Annotated in this window: 19 protein-coding genes; 9 read left to right on the top strand and 10 right to left on the bottom strand. The window is 68.9% G+C overall.

Annotation, left to right across the window (positions count from 1 at the left end):
• From dnaG to rpsU, 4 genes are all read right to left on the bottom strand, one after another.
• The gene (gene dnaG, locus QQA12_RS01160; protein WP_226050599.1) at positions 1–1734 is read right to left on the bottom strand and encodes a DNA primase; all 1734 of its coding nucleotides are present in this window, start codon (positions 1732–1734) and stop codon (positions 1–3) included.
• Between the two features lie 57 nt (positions 1735–1791).
• Complete coding sequence (locus tag QQA12_RS01165; protein ID WP_054668521.1) at positions 1792–2670, bottom strand: YihY/virulence factor BrkB family protein; 879 nt, start codon at positions 2668–2670, stop codon at positions 1792–1794.
• A 97-nt stretch (positions 2671–2767) separates the two neighbouring features.
• Positions 2768–3214 carry a GatB/YqeY domain-containing protein gene (locus QQA12_RS01170; protein WP_056931559.1) on the bottom strand — a complete coding sequence of 149 codons (447 nt, stop codon included), beginning with the start codon at positions 3212–3214 and terminating at the stop codon, positions 2768–2770.
• 135 nt (positions 3215–3349) lie between these two features.
• Positions 3350–3565, bottom strand: a complete 216-nt coding sequence (gene rpsU / locus QQA12_RS01175; protein WP_002808376.1) for a 30S ribosomal protein S21 — start codon at positions 3563–3565, stop codon at positions 3350–3352.
• Between the two features lie 200 nt (positions 3566–3765).
• Here rpsU and tsaD point away from each other — a divergent pair, with 200 nt between their 5' ends.
• The 5 genes from tsaD (at position 3766) to QQA12_RS01200 (ending at position 9433) form a co-directional block, all read left to right on the top strand.
• Positions 3766–4791, top strand: a complete 1026-nt coding sequence (tsaD, locus tag QQA12_RS01180; RefSeq protein ID WP_226050598.1) for a tRNA (adenosine(37)-N6)-threonylcarbamoyltransferase complex transferase subunit TsaD — start codon at positions 3766–3768, stop codon at positions 4789–4791.
• Between the two features lie 96 nt (positions 4792–4887).
• A complete protein-coding gene (gene folB, locus QQA12_RS01185; protein WP_226050597.1) occupies positions 4888–5241 on the top strand; it encodes a dihydroneopterin aldolase in 354 nt (117 codons plus the stop codon).
• 68 nt (positions 5242–5309) lie between these two features.
• Entirely contained in the window at positions 5310–6578 is a 1269-nt protein-coding gene (locus QQA12_RS01190) for a mechanosensitive ion channel domain-containing protein (protein WP_054661417.1), read from the top strand.
• An 86-nt stretch (positions 6579–6664) separates the two neighbouring features.
• Positions 6665–8839 (top strand): glycoside hydrolase family 3 N-terminal domain-containing protein, encoded by a 2175-nt coding sequence (locus tag QQA12_RS01195; protein WP_226050618.1) that lies wholly within the window; start codon positions 6665–6667, stop codon positions 8837–8839.
• A 99-nt stretch (positions 8840–8938) separates the two neighbouring features.
• On the top strand, positions 8939–9433 hold the full coding sequence (locus QQA12_RS01200) for a hypothetical protein (RefSeq protein WP_226050596.1): 495 nt from the start codon (positions 8939–8941) through the stop codon (positions 9431–9433).
• Positions 9434–9493: 60 nt separating this feature from the next.
• On the opposite strand, the gene QQA12_RS01205 is transcribed toward QQA12_RS01200, so the two are convergent.
• The 6 genes from QQA12_RS01205 to QQA12_RS01230 all read right to left on the bottom strand — a co-directional run bounded on the left by QQA12_RS01205 (position 9494) and on the right by QQA12_RS01230 (position 17269).
• Positions 9494–10639 carry a PQQ-dependent sugar dehydrogenase gene (locus QQA12_RS01205; RefSeq protein ID WP_054661423.1) on the bottom strand — a complete coding sequence of 382 codons (1146 nt, stop codon included), beginning with the start codon at positions 10637–10639 and terminating at the stop codon, positions 9494–9496.
• Positions 10640–10725: 86 nt separating this feature from the next.
• On the bottom strand, positions 10726–11994 hold the full coding sequence (locus tag QQA12_RS01210; RefSeq protein WP_054661426.1) for a dicarboxylate/amino acid:cation symporter: 1269 nt from the start codon (positions 11992–11994) through the stop codon (positions 10726–10728).
• A gap of 182 nt (positions 11995–12176) precedes the next feature.
• Positions 12177–12917 (bottom strand): L,D-transpeptidase family protein, encoded by a 741-nt coding sequence (locus tag QQA12_RS01215; RefSeq protein WP_226050617.1) that lies wholly within the window; start codon positions 12915–12917, stop codon positions 12177–12179.
• Between the two features lie 71 nt (positions 12918–12988).
• Positions 12989–13843 (bottom strand): MurR/RpiR family transcriptional regulator, encoded by an 855-nt coding sequence (locus QQA12_RS01220; RefSeq protein WP_054661432.1) that lies wholly within the window; start codon positions 13841–13843, stop codon positions 12989–12991.
• Between the two features lie 883 nt (positions 13844–14726).
• The gene (locus QQA12_RS01225) at positions 14727–15824 is read right to left on the bottom strand and encodes a dipeptide epimerase (protein WP_054661435.1); all 1098 of its coding nucleotides are present in this window, start codon (positions 15822–15824) and stop codon (positions 14727–14729) included.
• Complete coding sequence (locus tag QQA12_RS01230) at positions 15821–17269, bottom strand: SH3 domain-containing protein (RefSeq protein WP_226050595.1); 1449 nt, start codon at positions 17267–17269, stop codon at positions 15821–15823. Before QQA12_RS01230 ends, QQA12_RS01225 begins: the two co-directional genes overlap by 4 nt.
• A gap of 183 nt (positions 17270–17452) precedes the next feature.
• Between QQA12_RS01230 and QQA12_RS01235 the strand changes: the two genes are divergently transcribed.
• From QQA12_RS01235 to QQA12_RS01250, 4 genes are all read left to right on the top strand, one after another.
• Positions 17453–18880, top strand: a complete 1428-nt coding sequence (locus QQA12_RS01235; RefSeq protein ID WP_226050594.1) for a transglutaminase domain-containing protein — start codon at positions 17453–17455, stop codon at positions 18878–18880.
• Between the two features lie 49 nt (positions 18881–18929).
• Positions 18930–21947 carry a TonB-dependent receptor gene (locus tag QQA12_RS01240; RefSeq protein ID WP_226050593.1) on the top strand — a complete coding sequence of 1006 codons (3018 nt, stop codon included), beginning with the start codon at positions 18930–18932 and terminating at the stop codon, positions 21945–21947.
• A 94-nt stretch (positions 21948–22041) separates the two neighbouring features.
• On the top strand, positions 22042–23322 hold the full coding sequence (lysA, locus tag QQA12_RS01245) for a diaminopimelate decarboxylase (RefSeq protein ID WP_226050592.1): 1281 nt from the start codon (positions 22042–22044) through the stop codon (positions 23320–23322).
• Complete coding sequence (locus tag QQA12_RS01250) at positions 23319–24161, top strand: N-acetylmuramoyl-L-alanine amidase (RefSeq protein WP_226050591.1); 843 nt, start codon at positions 23319–23321, stop codon at positions 24159–24161. The genes lysA and QQA12_RS01250 overlap by 4 nt, the downstream gene beginning before the upstream one ends.
• The last annotated feature ends 8 nt before the right edge of the window (positions 24162–24169 follow it).

Consider the following 24169-nt stretch of genomic DNA (forward strand, 5'->3'; position numbering starts at 1 on the left):
TCAGCGCATCGTCGCGCGTGCCTTGAGCAGCTCGCGCAGTTCGAATTTGTCGGTCTCGTCCAGGCCCTGCTGGCGTTGTTTGGCCTGCAGTTCGTCCAGGCGTTGCTGCAGCAGCTGCTTCTCCAGCTGCACGATGGCGTCGTGCAGCTCCTGGGTCCAGCTGGCCTCGTCGCCGGGCAGGGCGACGGCCGCCAGCCGGTGCAGCGCGGCCTGTTCCTCGCGGCCGTCGAAGTGTTCCAGCAGCGCGCCGGTGCTGATGTCCGGGCGCTGCTGCACCAGCTCCAGCAGTTCCAGCAGCAGCTCGATGCCGGCCAGGCGCAGGCCGGCGATGGCATGGTGGCCCTCCAGGCTCAGCGCCAGCGAGGGCTGCTGCAGCAGGATGGCGATGGCCGCGCGCACCAGGCTGCGCTTCTGCACCGGCGCGACCGCCGCGCGGCGCGCGGGCATGGCCGCCGGCGCGCTTCCGCCAGCGGCACGGCCGATCCCGGTCAGGCGCTGCAGTTCCTGCTTCATCAGGTCGCCGAAGGCACCATCGGGGATCTGCGCCAGCATCGGCCTGGCGCGCTCGGCCAGGCGCGCCTTGCCGTCGAGCGTGCCCAGGTTGATCTCGCGGGTGAGTTCGTCGAAGAAGAACTGCGACAGCGGCGTGGCCTGCTTCAGGCGCGCGTCGAAGGCCTCGGCGCCTTCCTTGCGGACGATGGTGTCCGGGTCCTCGCCGTCGGGCAGGAACAGGAAGAACGCCTGGCGCCCGTCCTTCATCCGCGGCAGCACCGATTCCAGTGCGCGCCATGCCGCGCGGCGGCCGGCGGCGTCGCCATCGAAGCAGAAGTACACGTCCGGCGCATTGCGGAACAGCAGCTCGGCATGGTCGGGCGTGGTCGCGGTACCCAGGGTCGCCACCGCCTGGGTGACGCCGAACTGGAACAGGCTGACCACGTCCATGTAGCCCTCGACCACGATCAGCCGCTCGATCTTCTGGTTGGCCTGGCGCACCTGCCACAACCCATACAGCTCGCGGCCCTTGTGGAACAGCGCGGTCTCGGGCGAGTTGAGGTACTTGGGGCCGTCGTCCTTCTGCATGACCCGGCCGCCGAAGGCGATGACCCGGCCGCGGCGGTCGAAGATCGGGAACATCACCCGGTCGCGGAACTTGTCGTAGACATGGCCGCGGTCGTTCTTGGAGAACAGGCCGACGCGGTCGAGCAGCTTCATCCGCCGCTCGTCCTTGCCCAGCGCGTCCTTCAGCGCGCTGTAGCCGTCCGGCGCATAGCCGATGGAAAAGCGTGCGCGGGTATCGGCGTCCACGCCGCGGCCATCGAGGTAGGCCAGCGCCTTGTCGCTGCCCTCCAGCTGCTTCTGGAAGAAGCGCGTGGCGGCGTCGAGCGCGGAGTACTGGTCGCGGCTGTCATCCTGCTGCTGCGGGCTGCGCGGGTTGGCGTCGCGCGGTACTTCCATGCCGGCGCGCTTGGCCAGTTCCTCCACCGCGTCGAGGAACTCGAGGCGGTCGTAGTTCATCAGGAAGCTGATCGCGGTGCCGTGCGCGCCGCAGCCGAAGCAGTGGTAGAACTGCTTGGTCGGCGAGACGGTGAACGAAGCCGAGCGCTCGTCGTGGAACGGGCAGCGCGCCGCGTATTCCTTGCCCTGGCGCTTGAGCGGCACGCGCGAGCCGACCACTTCGACGATGTCGGAGCGGGCGAGCAGGTCGTCGATGAACGCGTCGGGGATTCGGGCCATGCGAGGGAGTGGAGCACCGCTGCGGGCGGTACATGGCGAAGGTGTGCGGCAAGTGTACTAGAGGCCCGGCCCCGGAACGGCGGCGGCCGCGCGCCGGTGCGCGCGTTCGTCGATGACCGCGGTGACCAGGGCGCCGGCGAAGAACACCACGCTGGCGTAGTACACCCAGACCAGCATGATCACCAGCGTGCCCATCGAGCCGTAGGCGCTGCCGGGCGCGGCATTGGCGATGTACAGGCCGATGCCGTAGCGGCCCAGGGTGAACAGCACGGCGGTGATGGCGCCGCCGCCGAAAGCCTGGCGCCAGGCCACCGGCCGGTCGGGCAGGTAGTGGTAGAGGAAGGCGAAGCCCAGGGTGTAGAGCAGCAGGGTGGACACGTAGCCCACTGCCGGCAGCAGCGAGGGCAGGTGCGCGAACACCACCTGCAGCGCGGTGGTGGCGACCATCGACACGATCAGCAGGAACCCCAGGGCCAGTACCACCCCGGCCGAGAAGATGCGCTTCTTCAGCCAGCCGAGCGCGCCGTCGAAGCGCTGCAGGTCGGCGCGGAAGATGCGGTTCAGGGCGCCCTGCAGCTGGGCGAACACGACGGTGGCGCCGATGAACAGCAGCAACAGGCTCCATGCGCCGGCCAGCGAGCCCAGGTCGGGCTGGGCGGTGGCGTTGGCGATCACGGTGTCGGCGACTTCGGCGACGCTGTGGCCGGCCAGGTCGCCGATCTGGCCGACCAGCGCCTGCTGCGCGGGCGGATAGAGCGAAGCGGTCAGCCACAGCAGCAGCACCAGCAACGGTGCCAGCGAGAGCAGGGTGTAGAACGCCAGCGATGCCGCCTGGGTCATCACGTCCGCTTCGGTGAAGCGGCGGACCAGGGCGGCCGGCAGGCTCTGTTGCAACCGCTCCAGGCGGTGCGTCATGTCCGGTGACAGGGGCGCCATGCCGCGCAGGATGGCATGCCCGTACGCATAGCCGCCGTGATGGACGGCCGTGCGCCGGCCCGCCGGTGGCGGCACCGGCGGGGCGGATGCGCCGGGCTCAACCGGCCAGGGCCTGCTTGACCAGCTTCGACACCAGGCCCATGTCGGCCTGGCCGGCCAGCAGCGGCTTGAGCACGCCCATCAGCTTGCCGATGTCGGCCGCGCTGCTGGCGCCGGTTTCGGTGATCGCGGCATTGATCGCGGCCAGGATCTCGGCCTCGCCCAGCTTGGCCGGCAGGTAGCGCTCGATCACCACGATCTCGTCGCGCTCGACCTTGGCCAGGTCCTCGCGGTTGGCTGCCTCGTACTGGGTCACCGAGTCCTTGCGCTGCTTGACCATCTTGTCCAGCACCGCGATCACCGCGGCGTCGTCCAGCTCGATGCGCTCGTCCACTTCCTTCTGCTTGATCGCCGCGTTGATCAGGCGGATCACGCCGAGGGAGTGCTTGTCGCCGCCCTTCATGGCGGCCTTCATGTCGTCGGTCAGTTGCTGTTTCAGGCTCATGGATCACCTCTTGCGGGATCGGAATGCGGGGGTGCGCACGGGGCGCGGGAACGCAAAAAGCCGGCTACGCTCGCGCGTGCCGGCTTCCACTCCGGTCACGGAAGGCCGAGGCCCCCGTTCAGGAGTTGCGTCCGATCAGTACAGGCGCTGACGCTTGGTGACGTCGCGCGAGGAACGACGCAGCTGGCGCTTCACGGCAGCAGCAGCCTTGCGCTTGCGTTCCTGGGTCGGCTTTTCGTAGAACTCGCGCTTGCGGGTCTCGGCCAGCACGCCGGCCTTTTCGCAGGTGCGCTTGAAGCGGCGGAGCGCAAACTCGAAAGGTTCGTTCTCGCGGACTTTGACGCTGGGCATGGAATCTCCGGGACACAGTGAGACCGGGTCACGCCCGGTGAGCCGCGCATTATAGCCGCTTTGAATCCGGGCGCAAGTGGGCCGGCAGGGCGGGGTGGTGGTGGCCGGCCCATGGCCGACGCCACATGCCATTGCGCGCGCCGTCGCCCGGAGCCCCCGGGCGGTTCGTAAACACGCGCCCGCAGGTTCACAATACCGGCATGAAAGTCCTTGGCATCGAATCCTCCTGCGACGAAACCGGCGTGGCGGTGTACGACACCGCGCTGACGGGCGTCGACGCCCTGCGCGCCCATGCGGTCTACAGCCAGATCGCGCTGCATGCCGAATATGGCGGCGTGGTGCCGGAGCTGGCCAGCCGCGACCATGTGCGCAAGACCCTGCCGCTGATCCGGCAGACCCTGGACGAGGCCGGCATCGCCGTCTCCGAGCTCGATGGCGTGGCCTACACCGCCGGCCCCGGGCTGGTCGGCGCGCTGCTGGTCGGCGCCGGGGTGGCGCGTTCGCTGGCGTGGGCGCTGGACGTGCCGGCCATCGGCGTGCACCACATGGAAGGCCACCTGCTGGCGCCGTTGATGGAAGACGACCCGCCGGCGCCGCCGTTCGTGGCGCTGCTGGTCTCCGGCGGGCACACCCAGCTGGTGGCGGTGGACGCCATCGGCAGTTACCGCCTGCTCGGCGAAACCCTGGACGACGCCGCCGGCGAGGCCTTCGACAAGACCGCCAAGCTGATGGGCCTGCCGTACCCGGGCGGGCCGCAGCTGGCGCGGCTGGCCGAGGCCGGCACGCCGGGCCGGTTCAGGTTCGCACGGCCGATGACCGACCGGCCGGGGCTGGATTTCAGTTTCTCCGGGCTCAAGACCCAGGTGCTGCTGGCCTGGCGCGACAGCGACCAGGGCGAACAGACCCGCGCCGACATCGCGCGCGGTTTCGAGGACGCGGTGGTCGATACGCTGGCGATCAAGTGCGGGCGCGCGCTGGATGCGGCCGGCTGCGACGTGCTGGTGGTGGCCGGTGGGGTCGGGGCCAACAAGCGGCTGCGGGCCCGGCTGCAGGATGCCGCGCAGCGCCGCGGCGGCCGCGTGTGCTTCCCGCGCCCGGCGCTGTGCACCGACAACGGCGCGATGATCGCCTTCGCCGGCGCGCTGCGCCTGCAGGCCGGCCAGCACAGCCCGGCCGAGGTGAAGGTGGTGCCGCGCTGGGACATGGCCACGCTGCCGCCGGTGTAGCCGCGCACCCGGGGGCGTGCGTCCTGGCAGCCCCGTGTAACGGCAGGCTCAGCGGCGGCTCGTTACCATGTCCGTTCATTCACCGCGACGAACGCAATGGACAAGGTATTCATCGAGGGGCTGGAGATCGAGGCCCTGATCGGCATCTACGACTGGGAGCGGCGCATCTGCCAGACCCTGGTGTTCGACCTGGAGATGGGGTTCGACAACCGCAGGCCGGCGGCGACCGACGACATTGCCGACACCCTCAATTACAAGGCGGTCAGCCGGCGCCTGCAGGAATACGTGGGTGGATCCGATTTCGGCCTGGTGGAAACCCTGGCCGAGCGCTGCGCGGCCATCGTGCTGGACGAATTCGACGTGCGCTGGCTGCGACTGAAGCTGAGCAAGCCGGGCGCGGTGCGCGGTGCGCGCGCGGTGGGCGTGATCATCGAGCGCGAGCGGGGCTGAGGGCATTGCCGGCATCCGGCCGGTAACCGCCCGCAACGAAATACACGGAAACACACAGGAGACGACGGATGGTGGATGCGGTGGTGGCGGTACAGTGGCTCGAGCGGTTGCAGGACACACTGGAACCCTATCCCGGGGCTTACCTGGCCTTGATGCTCCTGGCCCTGCTGGTGGCCGCGGGCCTGGCCAACTGGGTGACCAAGCGCATCCTTCTGCGCGGCCTGCGCCGGCTGCTCAGTCACCTGCCCGGCGCCCAGACCGGGCGCGGCAGCCACCTGATGCGGGTGATCGCGCGGCTTTCCAACGTGGTGCCAAGCCAGGTCATCGCCGCCGGCATCAGGGTGGTGCCGGACCTGCCGCCCGGGGTGGTGACGTTCGTGGTCGGCGCCTGCCAGGCCTGGGCGGTGCTGACCGTGGCGCTGGCGGTATCGCATGCGCTGGATGCGGCCAACGACCTCTATGAGCGGCGCCCGGATGCGCGCAACAAGCCGATCAAGGGCTACCTGCAGGTCGCCCGGATCGTGATCTTCGTGATCGCCGGCCTGTCCATCGTCGCCACCCTGGCCGGCGTGGACCTGCGCTACCTGGTCACCGGCCTGGGCGCGGCCACCGCGGTGCTGATGCTGATCTTCCAGGACACCATCCTGTCGCTGGTGGCCAGCGTGCAGATCAGCGGCGATGGCCGCGTGCGCATCGGCGACTGGATCGAGATGCCCAGCCAGAACGCCGACGGCGACGTGATCGACATCGCCCTGCACACGATCACGGTGCAGAACTTCGACAAGACCATCACCACCATACCGACCAAGAAGCTGGTCACCGATTCGTTCAAGAACTGGCGCGGCATGGAGGAGGCGGGCGGGCGCCGGATCAAGCGCGCGCTGTACCTGGACCAGCACAGCGTGCATTTCCTGGACACGGCGGCACTGGCGCGGCTGGAGCGGTTTGGCCTGCTCGACGACTACCTGGCCGGCAAGCGCGCCGAACTGGAGCGCTGGAACACGCAGGTGGCGCAGGCGCACCCGGAAGAGGTCAATGCGCGCCGGCTGACCAACCTGGGTACCTTCCGCGCCTACATCGAGCGCTACCTGCGCAGCCATCCGGGCATCCATCAGGGCATGACCCTGCTGGTGCGGCAGCTGGCGCCGGGGCCGCAGGGCCTGCCGCTGGAGATCTACTGCTTCACCGTCAGCACCGCGTGGGGCGAGTACGAGGCGATCCAGTCCGACGTGTTCGACCACCTGCTGGCGATCCTGCCCGAGTTCGGCCTGCGCGTGTTCCAGGAGTCCAGCGACGCCATGCTCATGGCGATGCGCGAGGGCGCGGGCCGGGGCTAGCTACGGCGGGGCCTGCGGCGCATCGCGGGCTTCACGGCGACAAGGCTAGAATCCGCGTTCTGAAAGCGTTTTCACAAGGACCGCCACTGGTGGCAGACCGCATCGAATCCCTGATCGCCCGCATGACCCTGGAAGAAAAGGTGGGCCAGCTGGGCGTGTTCGCCGACATGGTCCGCCCGTTCGCGCCGGACGTGAATCCCGAAACCAACGTGCGCAACGCCGGGCAGGTGCTCGAGCAGGTGCGTGCCGGCCGCGTCGGCTGCCTGTTCAACGGCGTCGGCGCCGCGCAGGGCCGCGAGATCCAGCGCGTGGCGGTGGAGGAAAGCCGGCTGGGGATCCCGGTGGCGCTGGCCGCGGACGTGATCCATGGCATGCGCACGGTGTTCCCGATCCCGCTGGGCGAGGCGGCCAGTTTCGAACCGGCGCTGGCCGAGCGCACCGCGCGCGCCACCGCCGTGGAGGCCACCGCCGCCGGCATCCACTGGACCTACGCGCCGGCGGTGGACATCGCCCGCGACCAGCGCTGGGGCCGCGGCGCGGAATCGGCCGGCGAGGACGTGGTGCTGGGCTGCGCCTTCGCCGCCGCACGCGTACGCGGCTTCCAGGGCCCGGACCTGGCCGCGGCCGATTCGCTGCTGGCCACGCCCAAGCACTTCGCCGGGTATGGCGCGGTCGCCGCCGGCATGGAGTACGCCCAGGTGGATATCGCGCCGCAGACCCTGCACGACGTGCACCTGCCGCCGTTCAGGGCGGCGCTGACCGCCGGTGCGCGCGCGCTGATGAGCGCGTTCAACGACATCAACGGGGTGCCGGCCAGCGCCAACCGCTGGCTGTTGACCGACCTGCTGCGCGGGCAATGGGGGTTCGACGGCGTGGTGGTATCGGACTACACCGCCGACATGGAGCTGATCGCCCACGGCTACGCCGCCGACGAAACCGATGCCACGGCCAAGGCGTTCCTGGCCGGGCTCGACCTGAGCATGCAGAGCGGCTTCTACGCCGCGCACCTGCCGGCACTGGTCGAAAGCGGCCAGGTGCCGATGGCGGCGCTGGACGCATCGGTGCGGCGCATCCTGCGCCTGAAGGAAGCCATTGGCCTGTTCGACGACCCCTACCGGTCGCTGGACCCGGCGCGCGAGGCCGACACTTCGCACATCGCCGCGCACGACGCGCTGGCCCGCGACGCGGCGCGGCGTTCGATCGTGCTGCTGAAGAACGACGATGCGCTGCTGCCGTTGCGCAGGGCCGGGCAGAAGATCGCGCTGATCGGGCCGTTCGCCCGGGACCGCGACAACATCGAAGGGTGCTGGACCCTGTTCGGCGACAAGGCGCGCTACGTGACGCTGGAAGCCGGCATGCGCGCGGCACTGGCCGACCAGGCGCTGCTGGAGGTGGTGCCCGGCTGCGCGCTGGAGGACGCGGTCGAAGGCGGCATCGAGGCGGCGGTGGCCGCGGCACGGCGCGCCGACGTGGTGGTGCTGGTGCTGGGCGAGCCGCAGCGTTACAGCGGCGAGGCGCAGTCGCGGGTGGAGATCGTGGTGCCGGCGGCACAGCAGGCCCTGGCCGAGGCGGTCGCCGCCACCGGCACGCCGGTCGTGGTGCTGCTGCGCAACGGCCGCGCGCTGGCGCTGCATGGCGCGGTGCGCGACGCGCAGGCCATCGCGGTGACCTGGTTCCTCGGTACCCAGACCGGCCATGCGGTGGCCGACGTGCTGTTCGGCCACTACAGTCCGTCGGGCCGCCTGCCGGTGAGCTTCCCGCAGCACTCCGGGCAGCAGCCGTATTTCTACAACCATCCGCGCACGGGCCGCCCGGAGCTGCCCGGCATGTCCGAGTTCAAGGCGCGCTGGCGCGAGATCCCCAACGCGCCGCTGTACCCCTTCGGCCACGGCCTGGGTTACGCCACGTTCGCCTACGGCGCGCCGCGCCTGAGCGAACCGCAGCTGGACTGGGACGGCGAACTGGTCGTCACCACCACGGTCACCAACACCGGCGCGGTGGCCGCCGAGGAAGTGGTGCAGCTGTACGTGCACGACCGCGTCGCCAGCCGCGTGCGCCCGGTGCGCGAGCTCAAGGCGTTCGAGAAGATCGCGCTGGCGCCCGGCCAGGCCAGGGACGTGGTGTTCCGGCTCGACCGCGGGCAACTGGCCTTCACCAACAGCGAAGGCGTGTTCACCGCCGAGCCCGGCCTGTTCGACCTGTGGGTGTGCGCGTCGTCGGCCGATGGCGAACCGGTGCGCTTCGAACTGCTGGCGCCCTGACTGCCTGCCCCGACCCGCCTGCCGGGCCGGGATGACGACCTGCATCTTGAAGCAGGCAGCGGGCGTGCGATGCTGTCGCCGCGCCCACGGAGACCCGCCATGCCTGCACCGATGCCCACCTACCTGCCGTGGCTGATGACTGCCGGTTTCGGCTGGATGTACTACCGCCGGCTCCGCCGCCACTTCGGCTGGCAGCCCTGGCAGCCGCGTCGCACCCTGGCGCGCATCGTGATCCTGGCGCTGGTGGCGGCGATGCTCGGGCTGGCGGCGGCCTTCGTGCCGCACGTGGCCGCCGGCATGGCCGTGGGCGCGCTGGCCGGCATCGCGTTGGGATGGTTTGGGTTGAAACACACGCGCTTTGACGCGCGCGAAGGCCGGCGCGGCTATACGCCCAATCCGTGGATCGGCGGCGCCCTGTCGCTGCTGCTGGTCGCGCGCCTGGCCTGGCGCTGGCAGGACGGCGCCTTCAGCCAGGGCATGGCGCCGGGCGCCGCCAACGCCAGCCCGCTGACCCTGGGCCTGGCTGCCGCCCTGGTCTGCTACGGCCTGACGCAGGCCATCGGCCTGCACCTGAGCCTGCGCTACAAACCGTAGCGTGCGGCCCGCTGCGCGAGGGGCGTCAACGGCACGCCCTCCCGCGTACGACAGCGGCGGCTACGTGCGCGGCGTCAGCTTGAGCAGTCGCGCGTTGCTGCCGTCCTCCAGCAGCCACAGCGCGCCATCGGGGCCCTGCGTCACCGCGCGGATGCGCGCCCCCATGTCGAAGCGTTCGGCCTCGCGCGCGTTGTCGCCGTCGAAGGCGATGCGCACCAGCGACTGCGACGAGAGCCCGCCGATGAAGCCATTGCCGCGCCACTGCGGGAACTGCGCACCGTCGTAGATGATCAGGCTGGACGGGGAAATGACCGGCGTCCAGCTGATCTTCGGCGCGACGAACTCCGGCCGGGTGTGGTGGTCGGGGATGTCGCGGCCGTCGTAATGGTCGCCGTTGGAGACCAGCGGGTAGCCGTAGTTGCCGCCGCGCTGGATCAGGTTCAGCTCGTCGCCGCCCTTCGGCCCCATCTCGTTTTCCCACAGCCGCCCGCGCGCGTCGAAGGCCAGCCCGAGGATGTTGCGGTGGCCGAGCGACCACACCTGGTTGGCCGGCGAACCCTGCGCGGCGAACGGGTTGTCGGCGGGCACGCTGCCGTCGTCGTTGAGGCGGATGATCTTGCCGAGGTTGCCGCCCATGTCCTGCGCGGGGTCGAACTTCTGCCGTTCGCTGGAGCTGATCCACAGCTTGCCGTCGGGCCCGAACAGCAGGCGGTGCCCGTAGTGGCCGTTGCCGCTGACCTTCGGGGTCTGCCGCCAGATCACCTGCGCATCGGCCAGGCGGCCGCCGCCCTGGGCGTCGAGCACCAGCCGCGCGCGCGCAACCGCGGCACCGCGGGTGTCGTTCTCGCCGGGCTCGGCATAGCTGTAATAGACCAGCCCGTTGCGGGCGAACTGCGGGTGCAGGGCGACATCGCCGAAACCGCCCTGGCCGGCATGCGCCACCTTGGGCACCCCGGCGATGGCGTGGCGGCGGCCGCTGGCCGGATCGAGATGCACCAGCCTGCCCGCCTTTTCGGTGACCAGCAGGCTGCGGTCGGGCAGGAACGCCATCGCCCACGGGCTGTCGAAGCGGGCGACCTCGGTGGCGGCGAACGGCCACTGCGCCGGCTTGACCGCCGCCTGCGCGGCCGGATCCGCGGCGCAGGCGGTGGTGAACAGGACGGGCGTCAGCGCAAGGGCCAGGCTGAGCAGCAGGGGACGGGGCATGGCGAACTCCAGGGCGGGAAGCGGTGGAACGGCACACCTTATGCGAAGCCGGCGCGCGAGGCACGCCGGTCCGCGCGGCAGCGGCGTCAGGCGTCCTCGGCCGGTGCCATGCGCTTGGCGACGATCGAGGTGGCGGTCATGTCGCCGGTGGTGTTGCCGATGGTGCAGAACACGTCGGGGATCGTATCGACCGCCAGCAGCACGCCCAGCGGCTCCACCGGCAGCCCCATGCTCTGCGTGACCGGCATGTTGTTGGTCATGAAGTTGGCCTGGCCCGGCAGGCCGGTGGAGCCCATGCTGATCGCCGCGGCCAGCAGCACCGCCACCGCGTACTGCGAGAAGGTGATGTCGATGCCGTACAGCCAGGCGATGAAGCTGGCCACGGCGATGTACTGCGCGGGGCTGGTCACCCGGAACAGCGAGACCGCCATCGGCAGCACCAGCGAGGTCAGCGCGGTGGGGTAGCCCAGCCGGTTGCGCGCGCTGTCGATCATCGCCGGCAGCGAGGCCAGCGACGACTGCGTGCTGCCGGCGATGACCTGCACCGGCACCAGCGCGGCGGCGAAGCGCCGCAGGCCCTCGCGCGCGGCCAGCACCGCCACCACGTACAGCAGCAGGGTGATCAGGATGTAGACCACGCACATCAACAGGATGTAATAGCCGAGGATGCCGAGCACGCTCATGCCGACCTCGGCGCAGACCACCAGCACCAGCGCGAACACGCCCAGCGGCGCCGCCCACAGCACCCAGCGCACGATGGTGATCATGGTGTCGCCGACGATCTTGATGATCTCCAGGATGCGGTCGCGGCGTTCGCTGTCCTGCCGGCTCAGCGCGAAGCCGAAGAACATCGCGAACACCACCAGCGGCAGCATCGCGTTGGCCGATGCCACCGCCAGCACGTTGCTGGGAATCAGCGAGGACAGCCACTGTGCGGCGGTCGGTGCCTTGGCCAGCGTTTCCGGTGCGTGCAGCGCGGCGCGGAAGGTCTGCATGGTCGCGCTGTCATGCGGTACCAGGCCCAGCAGCGCCGGCGTGACCACCGCCGAGAAGCTCGCCGCGGCGACCAGCAGCACGATGAACACCAGGATCGCATTGCGTGCGGTACGCCCGGATGCGGCGGCGTTGCTGGCGGTATTGACGCCGACGATCACCAGCGCGGTGACCAGCGGCACTACCGTCATCTGCAGTGCGTTGAGCCACAGCCGGCCGATCGGCCGGGCGAACTCGGCGACCTGCAGCGCCAGCGCCGGATCGTGATGGGTGAGCGTCAGCCCGACCACCGCGCCGACCAGCAGCGAGATCAGCACTTTGACGGGAGCGGAGAGCCGGAAACGTCGGGTCGTTGTGGTCATGGATGGCCGGATTGCGGAAGGAGGGGAACAGGGCAGGGGGCGAGCCCGTGCCACGAGCGAGGCGCCACTGCCGGGCGCGCCTCATGCACCAGGGCGATGCCTGACGCGACCGGTTCGCCCATCCATGGCGTGGCAGGTACCGCCTGCCGCGGGAATACGGGAGCGCGCGGGCGTGGCGCCGGTCAATGACCGGCCTTGGCCGCAGACGCAGGCGCAGGCAGGCCCCAGTGCTGCTGCAGGCGCCGGTACTCGGCTTCGGGCAACAGCACGAACAGCGGATGCGCCGCCGGGTCCAGCCAGCCGAGCAGGGCGGACATGCGCTCGGGTTCCATCGCGGTGCAGCCGGCCGTCGCCTCGCCGCTCTGTCGCCACAGGTGGGCGAAGATGCAGCTGCCGCGGCCGGGCTCGGCCCTGGGGTTGTGCTCGATCACGAAGCCTTCGCGATAGCGGCGGTCGCCCTGGTTGTGCAGGTCCAGCCGCATCGGTTCGGTGGACCCCTCCACCGCCTCGCTGCCCACCACCTCGGCGTCGACGATGCGGTTGTACAGCGGCGAATCCGGCACATCCATGCAATAGCTGCTCGCCAGCATCGGCTGGTACGGCAGTGCGCTGTCCACGCGCGGAGCGTAGCCGAAGGCCTCGCCGATACCGAACACGCCGGCCGGGCTGCGACCGTCGCCCTCGCGTTTCTGCGGGCCGGCCGGCTGCGCCGGATGCAGGCCCAGGCCCCATGCGCTGCCGTTGCGGCCGAGCGCCACCTCGAAGCCGGCGCCATGCGGCTTCCAGCCCTGTGCGGTGCGTTCGTAGGCCTGCAGGCGGCCTGCCGGGGTGTCCCACGACGGCGTGGTGACCACCACCAGCTGGCGCGCATCGTGCAGCGGCGCGGCGGGCGTCGCGGCGGCGGCAGTGCCGGCCACGGCCATCGCGGCAAGCGACGGCAACAGGCAGCGGGCGAGGGAGCGGAACAGGGAAGACATGGCGACGGCTCCGGCAATCAGTTGTCGATCAACTGCTGGATGCGCTCCTGGTTCAACGCCAGCTGGCGCTGACGGTCGGAGTTGGCATGGCACAGCAGCACGAACACGAAATCCAGCAGGTACTGCAACGAGCAACGGTACAGCAGTTGCGCCACCGGTGGCTGCGGGTCGTGCGCGCAGATCGCCAGCGAGGCATCGGCATGGGCGCGCAGCGGGTTGGCGGTGTGGCGGGTGATCGACACGACCTTGCCGCCCATCTCCTGGAACTGGCGCGAGAGCTGCCACAGCTGCGGCAGCTTGCCGAATTCGGAGAACACCAGCAGCACGTCGCCGGGGCGCGCGGCCGACAGGTTGGCGGTCATCAGGATCGGATCGGCATGCTGCACGGTGAGGATGCCCAGCAGCGCCAGGCGCATGGCGAACTCGCGGGCGTACAGGCCATCGTCGCCCAGCCCGTAGACGAATACCTTGGGGGCGGCGTCGATCAGCGCGATCACCGCTTCCACCTCTTCCTGTGGATTGGCGACGCGGGTCTCCTCCTCGGCCGCGGCCTTGCTGCGGCGCAGCCCCTCGGCCACCTGCAGGTAGCCGTGCGGGTCGTTCTCCGGCGGCCATTCGGCGACGTCGCCATTGCCGTTGCTGGCCAGTGCCACCGCCGCACCGACCGAGTACTTCAGGTCCGGGTAGCCCTTGAACCCGAGCTTCTGGCTGAACTTGACCACGCTCGACTGGCTGATGCCCAGGGCATTGGCCAGCTGCTGCGAAGAGTAGTCGCGCAGCAGGTGCGCGTTGTCGAGGATGAAGTCGGCGATGCGCCGTTCGATCGCCGACATCTGTTCGCGTTCGGAGCGGATTTTTACCAGGGGTGGCATGGGCGGGCCGTTGGCTGCGATGGGGTGACTCTAAAAGGATTTTGCGGAGGCGGTAAGGCTTGGAGTCCAACCGGGACGTTACGTTGGCAAGGCAGCCGGGGGAAAATCGGCTGTTGCTCTTGTAGTTGCATGTGCTTTTGACTTCACGGGTCCCCTTCCGCAGCGACGGAGCCGGCGGACAAGACCCCGTAGGGGCGACGTGCAGGGATGCACGTCGTTTTTCGACGAGACAGGGATGTCTCGTCGAAAAATCCCGCCGGCGGAGTGGACCCGGTCCGCGTAGCGGGCTGGGCGCAGAGGCAGGGGCGTGCTTTCTCTTGGTTACTTCTCTTTGCACGAGCAAAGAGAAGTAACTCGCTCCTGCGAAGCAGGGGCGAAAGCTCTGCTTCATGCCTTGGTTGCTTCGCGCTTTGGCTGTTGCTTCTTTCCAGAGCAAAAACCCAAGCAGCGGCTGAAGCAGGATCAAGGGCTTTCGCCCCCCTCCGGGGAGCGAGCCACCTTTCTTTGCTCGTGCAAAGAAACGTGGCCCAAAGAAACACGGGCCGGGACGCGATCCGTCGGGCTGCGCCCGCCGGTCCCCTGCGCGCCTCGCGTGCCAAGGGGACGGCGCACAACTCGCTTCGCTCAGACACGTGCGCCTCTTCGCCCCTCGGCCCGCTGTGGTGCTCGGCCCGCTCTACGGCCGGGGAAGTCAAAAGCCGAAGAGCAAACTCACGGGCAACGGCAACGGCAACGGCAGAAGCAACGGCAGAAGCGACGGCAGAAGCGACGGCAGAAGCGACGGCAGAAGCGACGGCAGAAGCATTCCCCACTGCTTCCTGCGATGCGGCCCACCCGGGAGGGAGTGCGACAGCAACAAGGTCGGTTGCCGTCGCCATGCCGGTCATGCCTTCAGCATCTCCAGCCCGCGCACCTCGGTGATGCCCAGTCCCGGCGCATCGGTGATGCTGATCTCCGACTCATTGAAGATCACCCCGCCGGTGACCGGGTTGAACAGGCTCAGCGATGGCCCGTCCAGGTCCACCTTGGTGATCGCGCCGGACTTGGCCACCGCCAGGTGCACCGCCGCGGCCACGCTGATGCTGGATTCGAGCATGCAGCCGATCATGCAGGGAATGCCGTACAGCGAGGCGATGTCGGCGACCTTGATGGCGTTGGAAATGCCGCCGGTCTTCATCAGCTTGATGTTGATGATGTCGGCCGCGCGCTGGTGGATCAGGTCGAACACCTGGTGCGGGCCGAATACGCTCTCGTCGGCCATCACCGGGGTGTTGACCCGCTCGGTGACGTACTTCATGCCGTCGATGTCAGCAGCCTTGACCGGCTGTTCGAGCAGCTCCAGCACCACGCCGGCATTCTCCAGCGCGCTCATGGCATAGACCGCCTGCTTGGCGGTCCAGCCCTGGTTGGCGTCAAGCCGCAGCAGCGCCCGGCCCTCGACCGCGGCGTGGATCGCCTTGACCCGCTCGATGTCCAGGCCGATGTCCTTGCCGACCTTGATCTTCAGCGACTCGAAGCCGCGCTCGATCGCCGACAGCGAATCGGCCACCATCTTGTCGATGTAGTCCACGCTGATGGTGATGTCGGTGGTGATCACCGGGTCGCCGCCGCCGAGCATCTGGTACAGCGGCGCGCCGTGCAGCTGCGCCCACAGGTCGTAGATGGCGATCTCCACCGCGGCCTTGGCGCTGGTGTTGCGCTCCAGCGAGGACTGCACCAGCCCGCAGATGCGGTTGAGGTTGGCGATGTCCTCGCCGATCAGGCGTGGCTTGATGAAGTTGTTGATGGCCTCGATGATCGAGCCATGGGTATCGCCGGTGATCACCGCGGTGGCCGGTGCCTCGCCGTAACCGGTGTGGCCGGTATCGGTACGCACCAGCACCACGATGTCCTCGACCGATTCGACGGTGCGCAGCGCGGTCTTGAACGGGGTTTTCAGGGGCACGCGCAGCATGCCCAGTTCGATATCGGTGATCTTCATTTGGTGGTATGCGGGCGGATGCGCTGGATGTTGGTGATGCGGTCGACGTAGCTGGCGGTATCGCTGGCCATCATCGGCTGCAGCGGCGTTACCGAGACGCCATTGAGGTGGGCCTGGACCCGCTTGCCATCGGCACCGAACCAGCTGCCGCCGGAGGTATCGTGGATCATCCAGGCCATGCCGTCGGCATGGCCGATGGTCATCATCACATGCCCGGGGATGTAGACCAGGTCGCCGACCTGCAGTGCGTCCACCGCGGCATCGCGCCGCGCCTTGCCATCCTTCTCGCCGAAGGCGATGCGGTCCAGCGCCGGACTCACCGCCTGCGCGCTGGTGTTGCGCGGCAGCAGCACGCCGAAGCTGCGGTAGACCTCGGAGACGAAGCCGCTGCAGTCGCGGGTGTCGTAGGAATGGCCCCAGCCGTAACGCTCGCCCAGGAACTTGAAGGCCTGGGTGAGCAGGTTGCGCGGGGTCAGCGCCAGGTAGTCGTCGCTGCTGTCCTGCGAGCGCGGCAGCAGCGCCGGGGCGAAGCCCAGACGACCCTGGTCATCGCGTACCGGCAGCTGGATGACGTGGGCGGCATGGCCCTGCTGGCCGTTGACCGGCTGCTGCGCGGGCCAGTCGGCCAGCACCGGCACGCGCACGCCCATGTCCAGCTGCAGGCGCGAGACGCGGGGTTCTTCCGGCGTATAGGTGGTGGTGGCGGTGGCGCCGGTGATCACCCGGTACGGGCCGCTGGCGCCGTAACCGAACACCTGGGCCGCGTCGCCGATGCCGACGAAGCGTTTTTCCACCCATGCGACGTAGCGCTCGCTGGCGACGAACAGCCACTGGCCGTCGGCGCTTTCATGCAGCACCGCCACGGCATCGCCGGGGAACAGCGCCGATTCCTGGAAGCGGTCGATGTCGGTGTCGCCGCTGCTGGAGAACACGCGCAGACCGGTCGGGAAGGCGCGCAGCGCGGCGCGGTGCACGACCAGGCCGTACTGCAGCGGGCGCGTGCCGGCGATGCGGTCCATGGCCACGTTGTCGCTGATGGCGCGCAGCTGCGCGGCGTCGACCGGCTTGCCCTGCACGTCGTACAGCGTGCGGGTCGGGGGACGCGAAATCGCCTCGATCTGCGCGCGCACGAAGTCGCGCGGCAGGGTCGCCGGCAGCGCGCGCAGGTCATGGATGGACGCATCCAGCTGGCGCATGCGCGCGTTCTGCGCGGCAATGCCGGCGCGGTCGAGGATCACCCGGTCCGGATCGGACATCTGCGCGATCCAGTGCGCAGCCGAGAGGTAATCCTCGCGCAGGCCGATGACGCCGGCATGGTCCTGCGGCGACGCGGTGGCCGCGCCGAGCGCGAAGGCCGGTGCCGCACACAACGGCGCGGCGATCAGCAGGGACCAGCAGGCCCAGGCGAGGCGCCGCGGGCGGGGACGGACGGGGGTGGCGGACATGGGGACTCCCTCGGGGTGCATTGGAATACTTATTCCTTTCTTCCTTGAAATCAAGAATAAATTATTGACCCATTGTCGCACGCGTGTTACACAACCGTTATCCCGCGTACCCGTGGAAGTGTTGCCGTGGATCCAGCGTTGCGCCAAGTCCCAGTCGCTTTCAGGCCTGCCCGGTACCGGCTCATGGCTGGCCTGCTGTGCCTGCTGTCGGCCACGGCGGGCGCTGCCGAGACGCCCGAGCAGCTCGCCGCGCGCGTGGACCGCGGCGATTTCGCCGGGGCGCGCTCGCAGATCGACGCTGCACTGCAACAGCCGGCACTCGGCCAGGCACAGCGCGACGCCTATCTGTTCCAGCGCGAGCGCATGCGCCGCATGCAACTGGATTTCGGCCTCGACCGCGAACGCGCGATGGCCGCGGTGCGCCGCTACATCCCCGATCTGCGCGAGGACGAATTCCGCGCCTGGGACGAAGCCGGGCTGATCGAACACCTGGACATCGATGGCCAGCGCCGCTGGTTCAACCGCGCGCCCTCCAACCTGTTCCGGGTCAGCGCCGCGGCGGCCGCGCGGCGCTCGCCGGCGATCAAGCCGCCCGCGCCCGGCCCGTTCGAGGTGGTCACGCCGCATCACCTGGAAGTGCTCAAGCGCGCACAGGCCGGTGCCACCAGCAGTGTCGCGCCGCGGCGGGTGCGGGTCACCCAGTCGCTCACGGTCAAGGCCGATGCGGTGCCGGCCGGCGAGACGGTACGCGCCTGGATCCCGTACCCGCGCGCCATCCCCGGGCAGCAGCAGGACATCCGCCTGCTGGGCAGCGTGCCGGGCGGTGCGCTGGTCGCGCCGGAAGCCGCGTTGCAGCGCACCGCCTACCTGGAACGCAAGGCGGTCGCCGGCACGCCGACCGCGTTCTCGGTGAGCTATGAGGTCACCGTGTACGCGCGCCATTTCGCGATCGACCCGGACGCGGTGCGGGCCACACCGGACGACCCCGCGCTGGCGCCGTACCTGGCCGAGCGCGCGCCGCATATCGTGTTCACCCCGGCGCTGCGCGAGTTCTCGCGGCGCGTGGTGGACGGGGAGACCAACCCGTACCGGATAGCGCGCAAGCTGTTCGATGCGGTCGACCGCATCCCGTGGGGCGGCGCGCGCGAGTACTCGACCATCGGCAACATCAGCGACCACGCGCTGCATGCCACCCACGCCGACTGTGGGCAGCAGACACTGTTGTTGATGAGCCTGTTGCGCCTGAACGGCATTCCCGCGCGCTGGCAGTCGGGCATGGTGTACTCGGACAACGACACCGGCTACAGCAACCTGCACGACTGGGGCGCGCTGTACCTGGCGCCCTATGGCTGGGTGCCGATGGACGTCACCACCGGCGCGCTCGACAGCCCGGTGCCGGCGGTACGTGATTTTTACTTCGGCGGGCTGGATGCCTACCGCATCGCGTTCAACGACGACTACGCGCAGGCGCTGGTACCGGCCAAGCAGCACTTCCGCTCCGAAACCGTGGACTCGCAGCGTGGCGAGGCCGAGTGGGCGGGCGGCAATCTCTATTTCGACCAATGGAACTACGACTTCCAGTGGCAGGTCTTGCCGCCACCGGAAGATTGACGCTTCGTGACACCGCTGTAATACACAACACTGCAGGAGAGAGCAGGGGATGAACAGGAAAATGCTGAAAAAGGCGGCGCTCAGCGTCGCGCTGGGTGCGTGCCTCGGGGCGCTCGCACCGACCGTCATGGCGCAGAGTGCCACCGGCGCCATCGCCGGCCGCGCCAATTCCGGTGACCAGATCACCATCACCAACACCGCCACCGGGCTGACACGCACGGTGACCGCCGGCAGCGACGGCAGCTACCGCCTGAGCCAGCTGCCGGTGGGCGACTACAGTCTGACCGTCAAGCGCGACGGCCAGGCCGACAAGGAGCCGCTGGCGGTCAACGTCTCGCTGGGCGGCACCACCAACGTCAACCTCGGTGGCAGCGACACCGGTCCGGTGATGCTGGACTCGGTGCAGGTGGTCGGCTCGCGCATCGTCAACCGGGTGGACGTGTACTCGACCGAGTCCTCGTTCAACATCAACCGCGAAGAGCTTTCGCGCATGCCGGTGGCCCAGGATCTGTCGTCGGTCGCACTGCTTGCTCCGGGCGTGATCGGCGGTAACTCGTCGTTCGGCGGCATTTCCTTCGGCGGTTCGTCGGTGGCCGAGAACTCGGTCTTCATCAATGGCCTCAATGTCACCGATTTCTACAAGCGGCAGAGCTTCTCTGCGGCGCCGTTCGCGTTCTTCGAGGAGTTCCAGATCAAGACCGGCGGCTACTCCGCCGAGTTCGGCAGGTCCACCGGCGGCGTGATCAATGCGGTCAGCCGCTCGGGAAGCAACGAGTTCAAGGGTGGCGTGACGATGACGTTCGAGCCGGCAGCCTGGCGCTCGAAGGCCGAGGATCACTACTACGCCGACGGTCGCGTCAACGTCCTGTCCAGCCACAACACCCGCAGCTTCACCAAGGCCAACGTATGGGCCTCCGGCCCGATCGTGAAGGACAAGCTGTTCCTGTTCGCCATGTACGAGCAGCGCGACAACAAGACCGGCAGCACCAACTCGGCTGGTAACAGCTGGACCCAGAGCACGTCCGACAACGGCTTCTGGGGTACCAAGCTGGACTGGAACATCACCGACAATCATCTGCTGGAGGCGATGGCGTTCTCCGACGAGGGCGACAGCGACGCCGCGATCTACACCTACGACTTCGCCAGCTCGAAGCGTGGCACGGGGCAGCCCAGCCAGTCCCGCGCCTCCAGCGGCGGTACCAGTGGCTCGGTGACCTATACCGGACATTTCGCCGACAACTTCACCGCCAAGGCGATGTACGGCATCAATCGCAGCAGCAGCTACAACAAGTCGCCCGCGGACGGCCTGTGCGATTTCGTGACCTACGAGAACTCCAGCTACGGCGCGGTCTACCGGGCCATGGGCAGCCCGGTGCTGGGTTGCCACCCGGGCGGAACGATCGTCAATCATGAGGACGAACGCATCGCCAAGCGCCTGGACTTCGAGTGGATGCTCGGTGACCACCAGCTGCGTTTCGGCTGGGACCATGAACTGATGACCACCGATCGCAAGACGGTCTATCCGGGCCCGACCCGCAAGTACTACACCGCCTATGGCACCAAGCCGGGCAACCTGCTCGACAACGGCTCGGTCGTTCCCACGGGCGTGAACGCGATCCTGCGCGCACGCGAGCGTGCCGACGGTGGCGTGTTCGACATCAAGGCCAGTGCCTTCTACCTGGAGGACAACTGGAACGTCACGCCGTCCCTGATGCTGAATCTCGGCGTGCGCGTGGACAACTTCGAGAACATGACCACGGTGGGGACCACCTTCACCAAGCAGGACAACCTGTTCTCGCCGCGCCTCGGATTCTCCTGGGACATGAAGGGTGACGGCAGCACCAAGCTGTTCGGCAACCTCGGCCGCTACTACATGCCGATCCCCAGCATCCTGAGCTACAACTTCGCTGGCGGCCTGCTCGACGAGTACACCTACTACGCACTGGACGGCTGGCGCCCGGAAACCAACCCGGTCACCGGCGCACCGTACATGGCGCCGATCATCGGCGCGCAGATCGGCCCGGTGGACAAGTCGCAGAACATCGTCGTCCAGGACCTGCGGCAGAGCGTGGACCGCGACCTCGATGCGGTTTACCAGGACGAGGCGATCCTCGGCTTCCAGAGCATGATCAACCAGGCCTGGTCGTGGGGCGTTACCGGCACTTACCGGCGCATGCCCAATGCGATGGACGACATGCTGATCAATGCTTTGTGCGGCGTGCGCCACGGCAACCTGTGGCCGATCGCCAACCCGGGCGACAAGCTGACCCTGTGGGGCACCAAGGCCATGGGCTGCGCGCAGGACGGCTGGGTGACGATCGACACCTCCAAGGAAGGCTACATGACGGTGGGCAGCAACCGCATCATCGGTTACTCCAAGCCCAAGCGTACCTACAAGTCGATGGAGTTCCAGATCGACCGGGCATGGGATGACAAGTGGGCGTTCAATGCCTCCTATCTGTGGTCCAAGTCCTCGGGCAACCATGAGGGTCCGGTCAACTCGGATACCAACTATGGCGACACCGGCATGGTCCAGCACTGGGATCACCCGGCCAACAACGAGCGCTACGGCGATCTGTTCAACGACCATCGCCACCAGATCAAGCTCCGCGCGGCCTACAAGCTGAACGAAATGTGGTCCTTCGGCAGCACCCTGACCGCGTTGTCCGGTGGCCCGATCACCGCCTTCGGCGTGACCTGGCCGGACGAGAACCGTGCCGTGGCCAGCTATACCAGCACCGGCAGTGGCGGTGGTACCGGCTGGTTGTGCGTGGACAAGTGTGCCGGCGCCTGGCAGGACCGTGTGTACAAGTACTCGGGGCGTGGTGCGTTCGGGCGCATGCCGTGGACCTACAACCTGGGCGCGACCGTCACCTGGACGCTGCCGGTCGAGGGCATCGACCTGAAGGCCAACCTGTCGATCTACAACCTGCTCAATACCCAGGAAGTGATCAACGTCGCTGCACGCTATGAAGGGCAGCCCGGCGTTATGCGCGACACGTTCGGCACGGGTACGCGCTGGCAGTCCCCGCGCTACGCGCAGCTGGTCGTGAACTGGAACTTCTGACCGGGCCGCGGCGCACCATGATGGATTTGCGGTACTGAGTTCCTCCTCTGGCGGCCCTTGCATGGGGGCCGCCATCTTTTTTTGGAGCAATGCCTTGGATCAGGGATTCACACGAGATGACCACTGCGGTCTGCCGGAGGCGTTCCGGCAGGCCGATCTCCCCGCGCTGGCGGCCCGCGAAGGCACCCCGTTGTATGTCTATGCCGCGCCGGCCATCCGCCAGCGTGTGCGCGCGCTGCGCGAGGCGCTTTCGGGGCTGGACGCCGGCATCCGCTACGCGGTCAAGGCCAACGGCAACGGCGCGGTACTGCGCCTGTTGGCCGAGGAAGGCGCGGGCGCTGACATCGTGTCCGGTGGCGAACTGGAGCGCGCGCTGCGTGCCGGCATCGCCGCGGCCGACATCGTGTTCTCGGGCGTGGGCAAGTCCGACGCCGAGATCGCGCTGGCGCTGGACGTGGGCATCGGCCGCTTCAACATCGAATCGCGCGCCGAGCTCGACGCGATCCAGCGCATCGCCGCCGCGCGCGGCGTCACCGCGGTCGCATCGGTACGGATCAATCCCGACGTGGACGCCATGACCCACGCCAAGATCTCCACCGGCAAGGCGGAGAACAAGTTCGGCGTGTCCATCGCCGAGGCGCGCGCGTGGTTCGACGCGAAGGCGCAATGGCCCGACGTGCGCCTGGACGGGCTGCACATGCATATCGGCTCGCAGCTGCTGAGCCTGGACCCGGTGCGCGAGGCGCTGGCGCGCATGGCCGCGTTCTGGAAGGAGCTGGCCGCCGCCGGGCACGCCATCGCCAGCATCGACGTCGGTGGCGGGCTGGGCGTGCGCTATCGCGAAGGCGAGCAGGCGCCGGACGCGCGCGAGTATGCCGATGCGATCCGCCAGGCACTGGCCGGCTTCGGCGGGCGCATCCTGGTCGAGCCGGGCCGCTGGCTGGTTGCCGAGGCCGGCATCGTGCTGACCCGCGTGCTGCTGGAAAAGCACGGCCAGGCACGCCGGTTCCTGGTGCTGGACGCGGCGATGAACGACCTGCTGCGCCCCAGCCTGTACGACGCCTGGCACGACATCGTGCCGGTGGGCGCGGCGGCCGCGCGCGAGCCCGCCACCTACGACGTGGTCGGGCCGGTGTGCGAGACCGGCGATACCTTCGCCACCGCGCGCGAGCTGCCGCGCTGCGAGGCCGGCGACCTGGTGGCGATCCTCGGCGCCGGTGCCTACGGCGCCTCGATGGGGTCCACCTACAACTCGCGCCCGCTGCCGGCCGAGGTGCTGGTGGACGGCGACCGCTATGCGGTGGTGCGCCGCCGCCAGAGCCTGGATGAGATGCTGTCCGGCGAACAGCCGGCCAATGACTGGAGGCGGACATGACGCATCGGGAAACCCGTGCTGCCCAGGCGCAGGCCGGTGGACGTGGGCCGGCCCAAGGCTGGGGTCCTGGGCTGCCGCGGCTGCTGGTCGCGCTGCTCCTGCTGGTGCTGCTGAGTGCCTGCGCGCACCGCAATCCGCTGGCCCGGTGGGAACGTTCGCCGAACTTCGATGCGCGACGCCCGGTGGTGGTGGTGCTGCACTACACCGCCGGCAAGACCGCCGAGGGCAGCCTGCGCACGCTGCGGACCGCCAACAGCAACGGCCCGGTCAGCGCGCACTACCTGCTGGGCAAGGACGGCACGCTGTACCAGCTGGTGGACGAGCGCAGGCGCGCCTGGCATGCCGGCGACGGGCGCTGGGGCACCATCACCGATCTCAACTCGGCGTCGATCGGCATCGAGATCGACAACGACGGCTACAGCCCGTATCCGGATGTGCAGATCGAAAAACTGATCGTGCTGCTCGACGACGTGACCCGGCGCCAAGGGATCCCGCGCCAGCAGGTCATCGGCCATGAGGACATGGCACCGGGGCGCAAGATCGACCCGGGCCCGCTGTTCCCCTGGAAGCGCCTGCACGAGGCCGGCTTCGGCATCTGGCCCGACCCGGCCGCCGGCGATCCGCCGCCGGAGTTCGACGGCTGGCTGGCGATGGCCGCCATCGGCTATCCGCTGGACGACCGTGCCAACGCCCTGCAGTCCTTCCGCCATCATTTCCGCGGCATGCGCAGCCAGGGCGCCGAGCTCGATGCCGAGGACCGGCGCATCCTGTACGGCCTGAGCCGGTCGCTGCTGCAGGCCCGGGCGCCGTCGGCGCCGACCACGGCCGATACGCCGTAACGGCACGG

Origin of the sequence: Stenotrophomonas sp. 17(2023) (assembly GCF_030345315.1) — a bacterium.
GTDB lineage: Bacteria > Pseudomonadota > Gammaproteobacteria > Xanthomonadales > Xanthomonadaceae > Stenotrophomonas > Stenotrophomonas acidaminiphila.

Bases quoted from the DNA above. Each gene is read 5' to 3' on its own strand.
- QQA12_RS01210 (WP_054661426.1), bottom strand. From the start codon at position 11,994: ATGACCACAACGACCCGACGTTTCCGGCTCTCCGCTCCCGTCAAAGTG.
- QQA12_RS01220 (WP_054661432.1), bottom strand. From the start codon at position 13,843: ATGCCACCCCTGGTAAAAATCCGCTCCGAACGCGAACAGATGTCGGCG.
- QQA12_RS01205 (WP_054661423.1), bottom strand. From the start codon at position 10,639: ATGCCCCGTCCCCTGCTGCTCAGCCTGGCCCTTGCGCTGACGCCCGTC.
- rpsU (WP_002808376.1), bottom strand. From the start codon at position 3,565: ATGCCCAGCGTCAAAGTCCGCGAGAACGAACCTTTCGAGTTTGCGCTC.
- QQA12_RS01215 (WP_226050617.1), bottom strand. From the start codon at position 12,917: ATGGCCGTGGCCGGCACTGCCGCCGCCGCGACGCCCGCCGCGCCGCTG.
- QQA12_RS01230 (WP_226050595.1), bottom strand. From the start codon at position 17,269: ATGTCCGCCACCCCCGTCCGTCCCCGCCCGCGGCGCCTCGCCTGGGCC.
- QQA12_RS01240 (WP_226050593.1), top strand. From the start codon at position 18,930: ATGAACAGGAAAATGCTGAAAAAGGCGGCGCTCAGCGTCGCGCTGGGT.
- QQA12_RS01200 (WP_226050596.1), top strand. From the start codon at position 8,939: ATGCCTGCACCGATGCCCACCTACCTGCCGTGGCTGATGACTGCCGGT.
- QQA12_RS01250 (WP_226050591.1), top strand. From the start codon at position 23,319: ATGACGCATCGGGAAACCCGTGCTGCCCAGGCGCAGGCCGGTGGACGT.
- QQA12_RS01225 (WP_054661435.1), bottom strand. From the start codon at position 15,824: ATGAAGATCACCGATATCGAACTGGGCATGCTGCGCGTGCCCCTGAAA.
- QQA12_RS01165 (WP_054668521.1), bottom strand. From the start codon at position 2,670: ATGGCGCCCCTGTCACCGGACATGACGCACCGCCTGGAGCGGTTGCAA.
- QQA12_RS01170 (WP_056931559.1), bottom strand. From the start codon at position 3,214: ATGAGCCTGAAACAGCAACTGACCGACGACATGAAGGCCGCCATGAAG.
- QQA12_RS01190 (WP_054661417.1), top strand. From the start codon at position 5,310: ATGGTGGATGCGGTGGTGGCGGTACAGTGGCTCGAGCGGTTGCAGGAC.
- tsaD (WP_226050598.1), top strand. From the start codon at position 3,766: ATGAAAGTCCTTGGCATCGAATCCTCCTGCGACGAAACCGGCGTGGCG.
- folB (WP_226050597.1), top strand. From the start codon at position 4,888: ATGGACAAGGTATTCATCGAGGGGCTGGAGATCGAGGCCCTGATCGGC.
- dnaG (WP_226050599.1), bottom strand. From the start codon at position 1,734: ATGGCCCGAATCCCCGACGCGTTCATCGACGACCTGCTCGCCCGCTCC.
- QQA12_RS01235 (WP_226050594.1), top strand. From the start codon at position 17,453: ATGGCTGGCCTGCTGTGCCTGCTGTCGGCCACGGCGGGCGCTGCCGAG.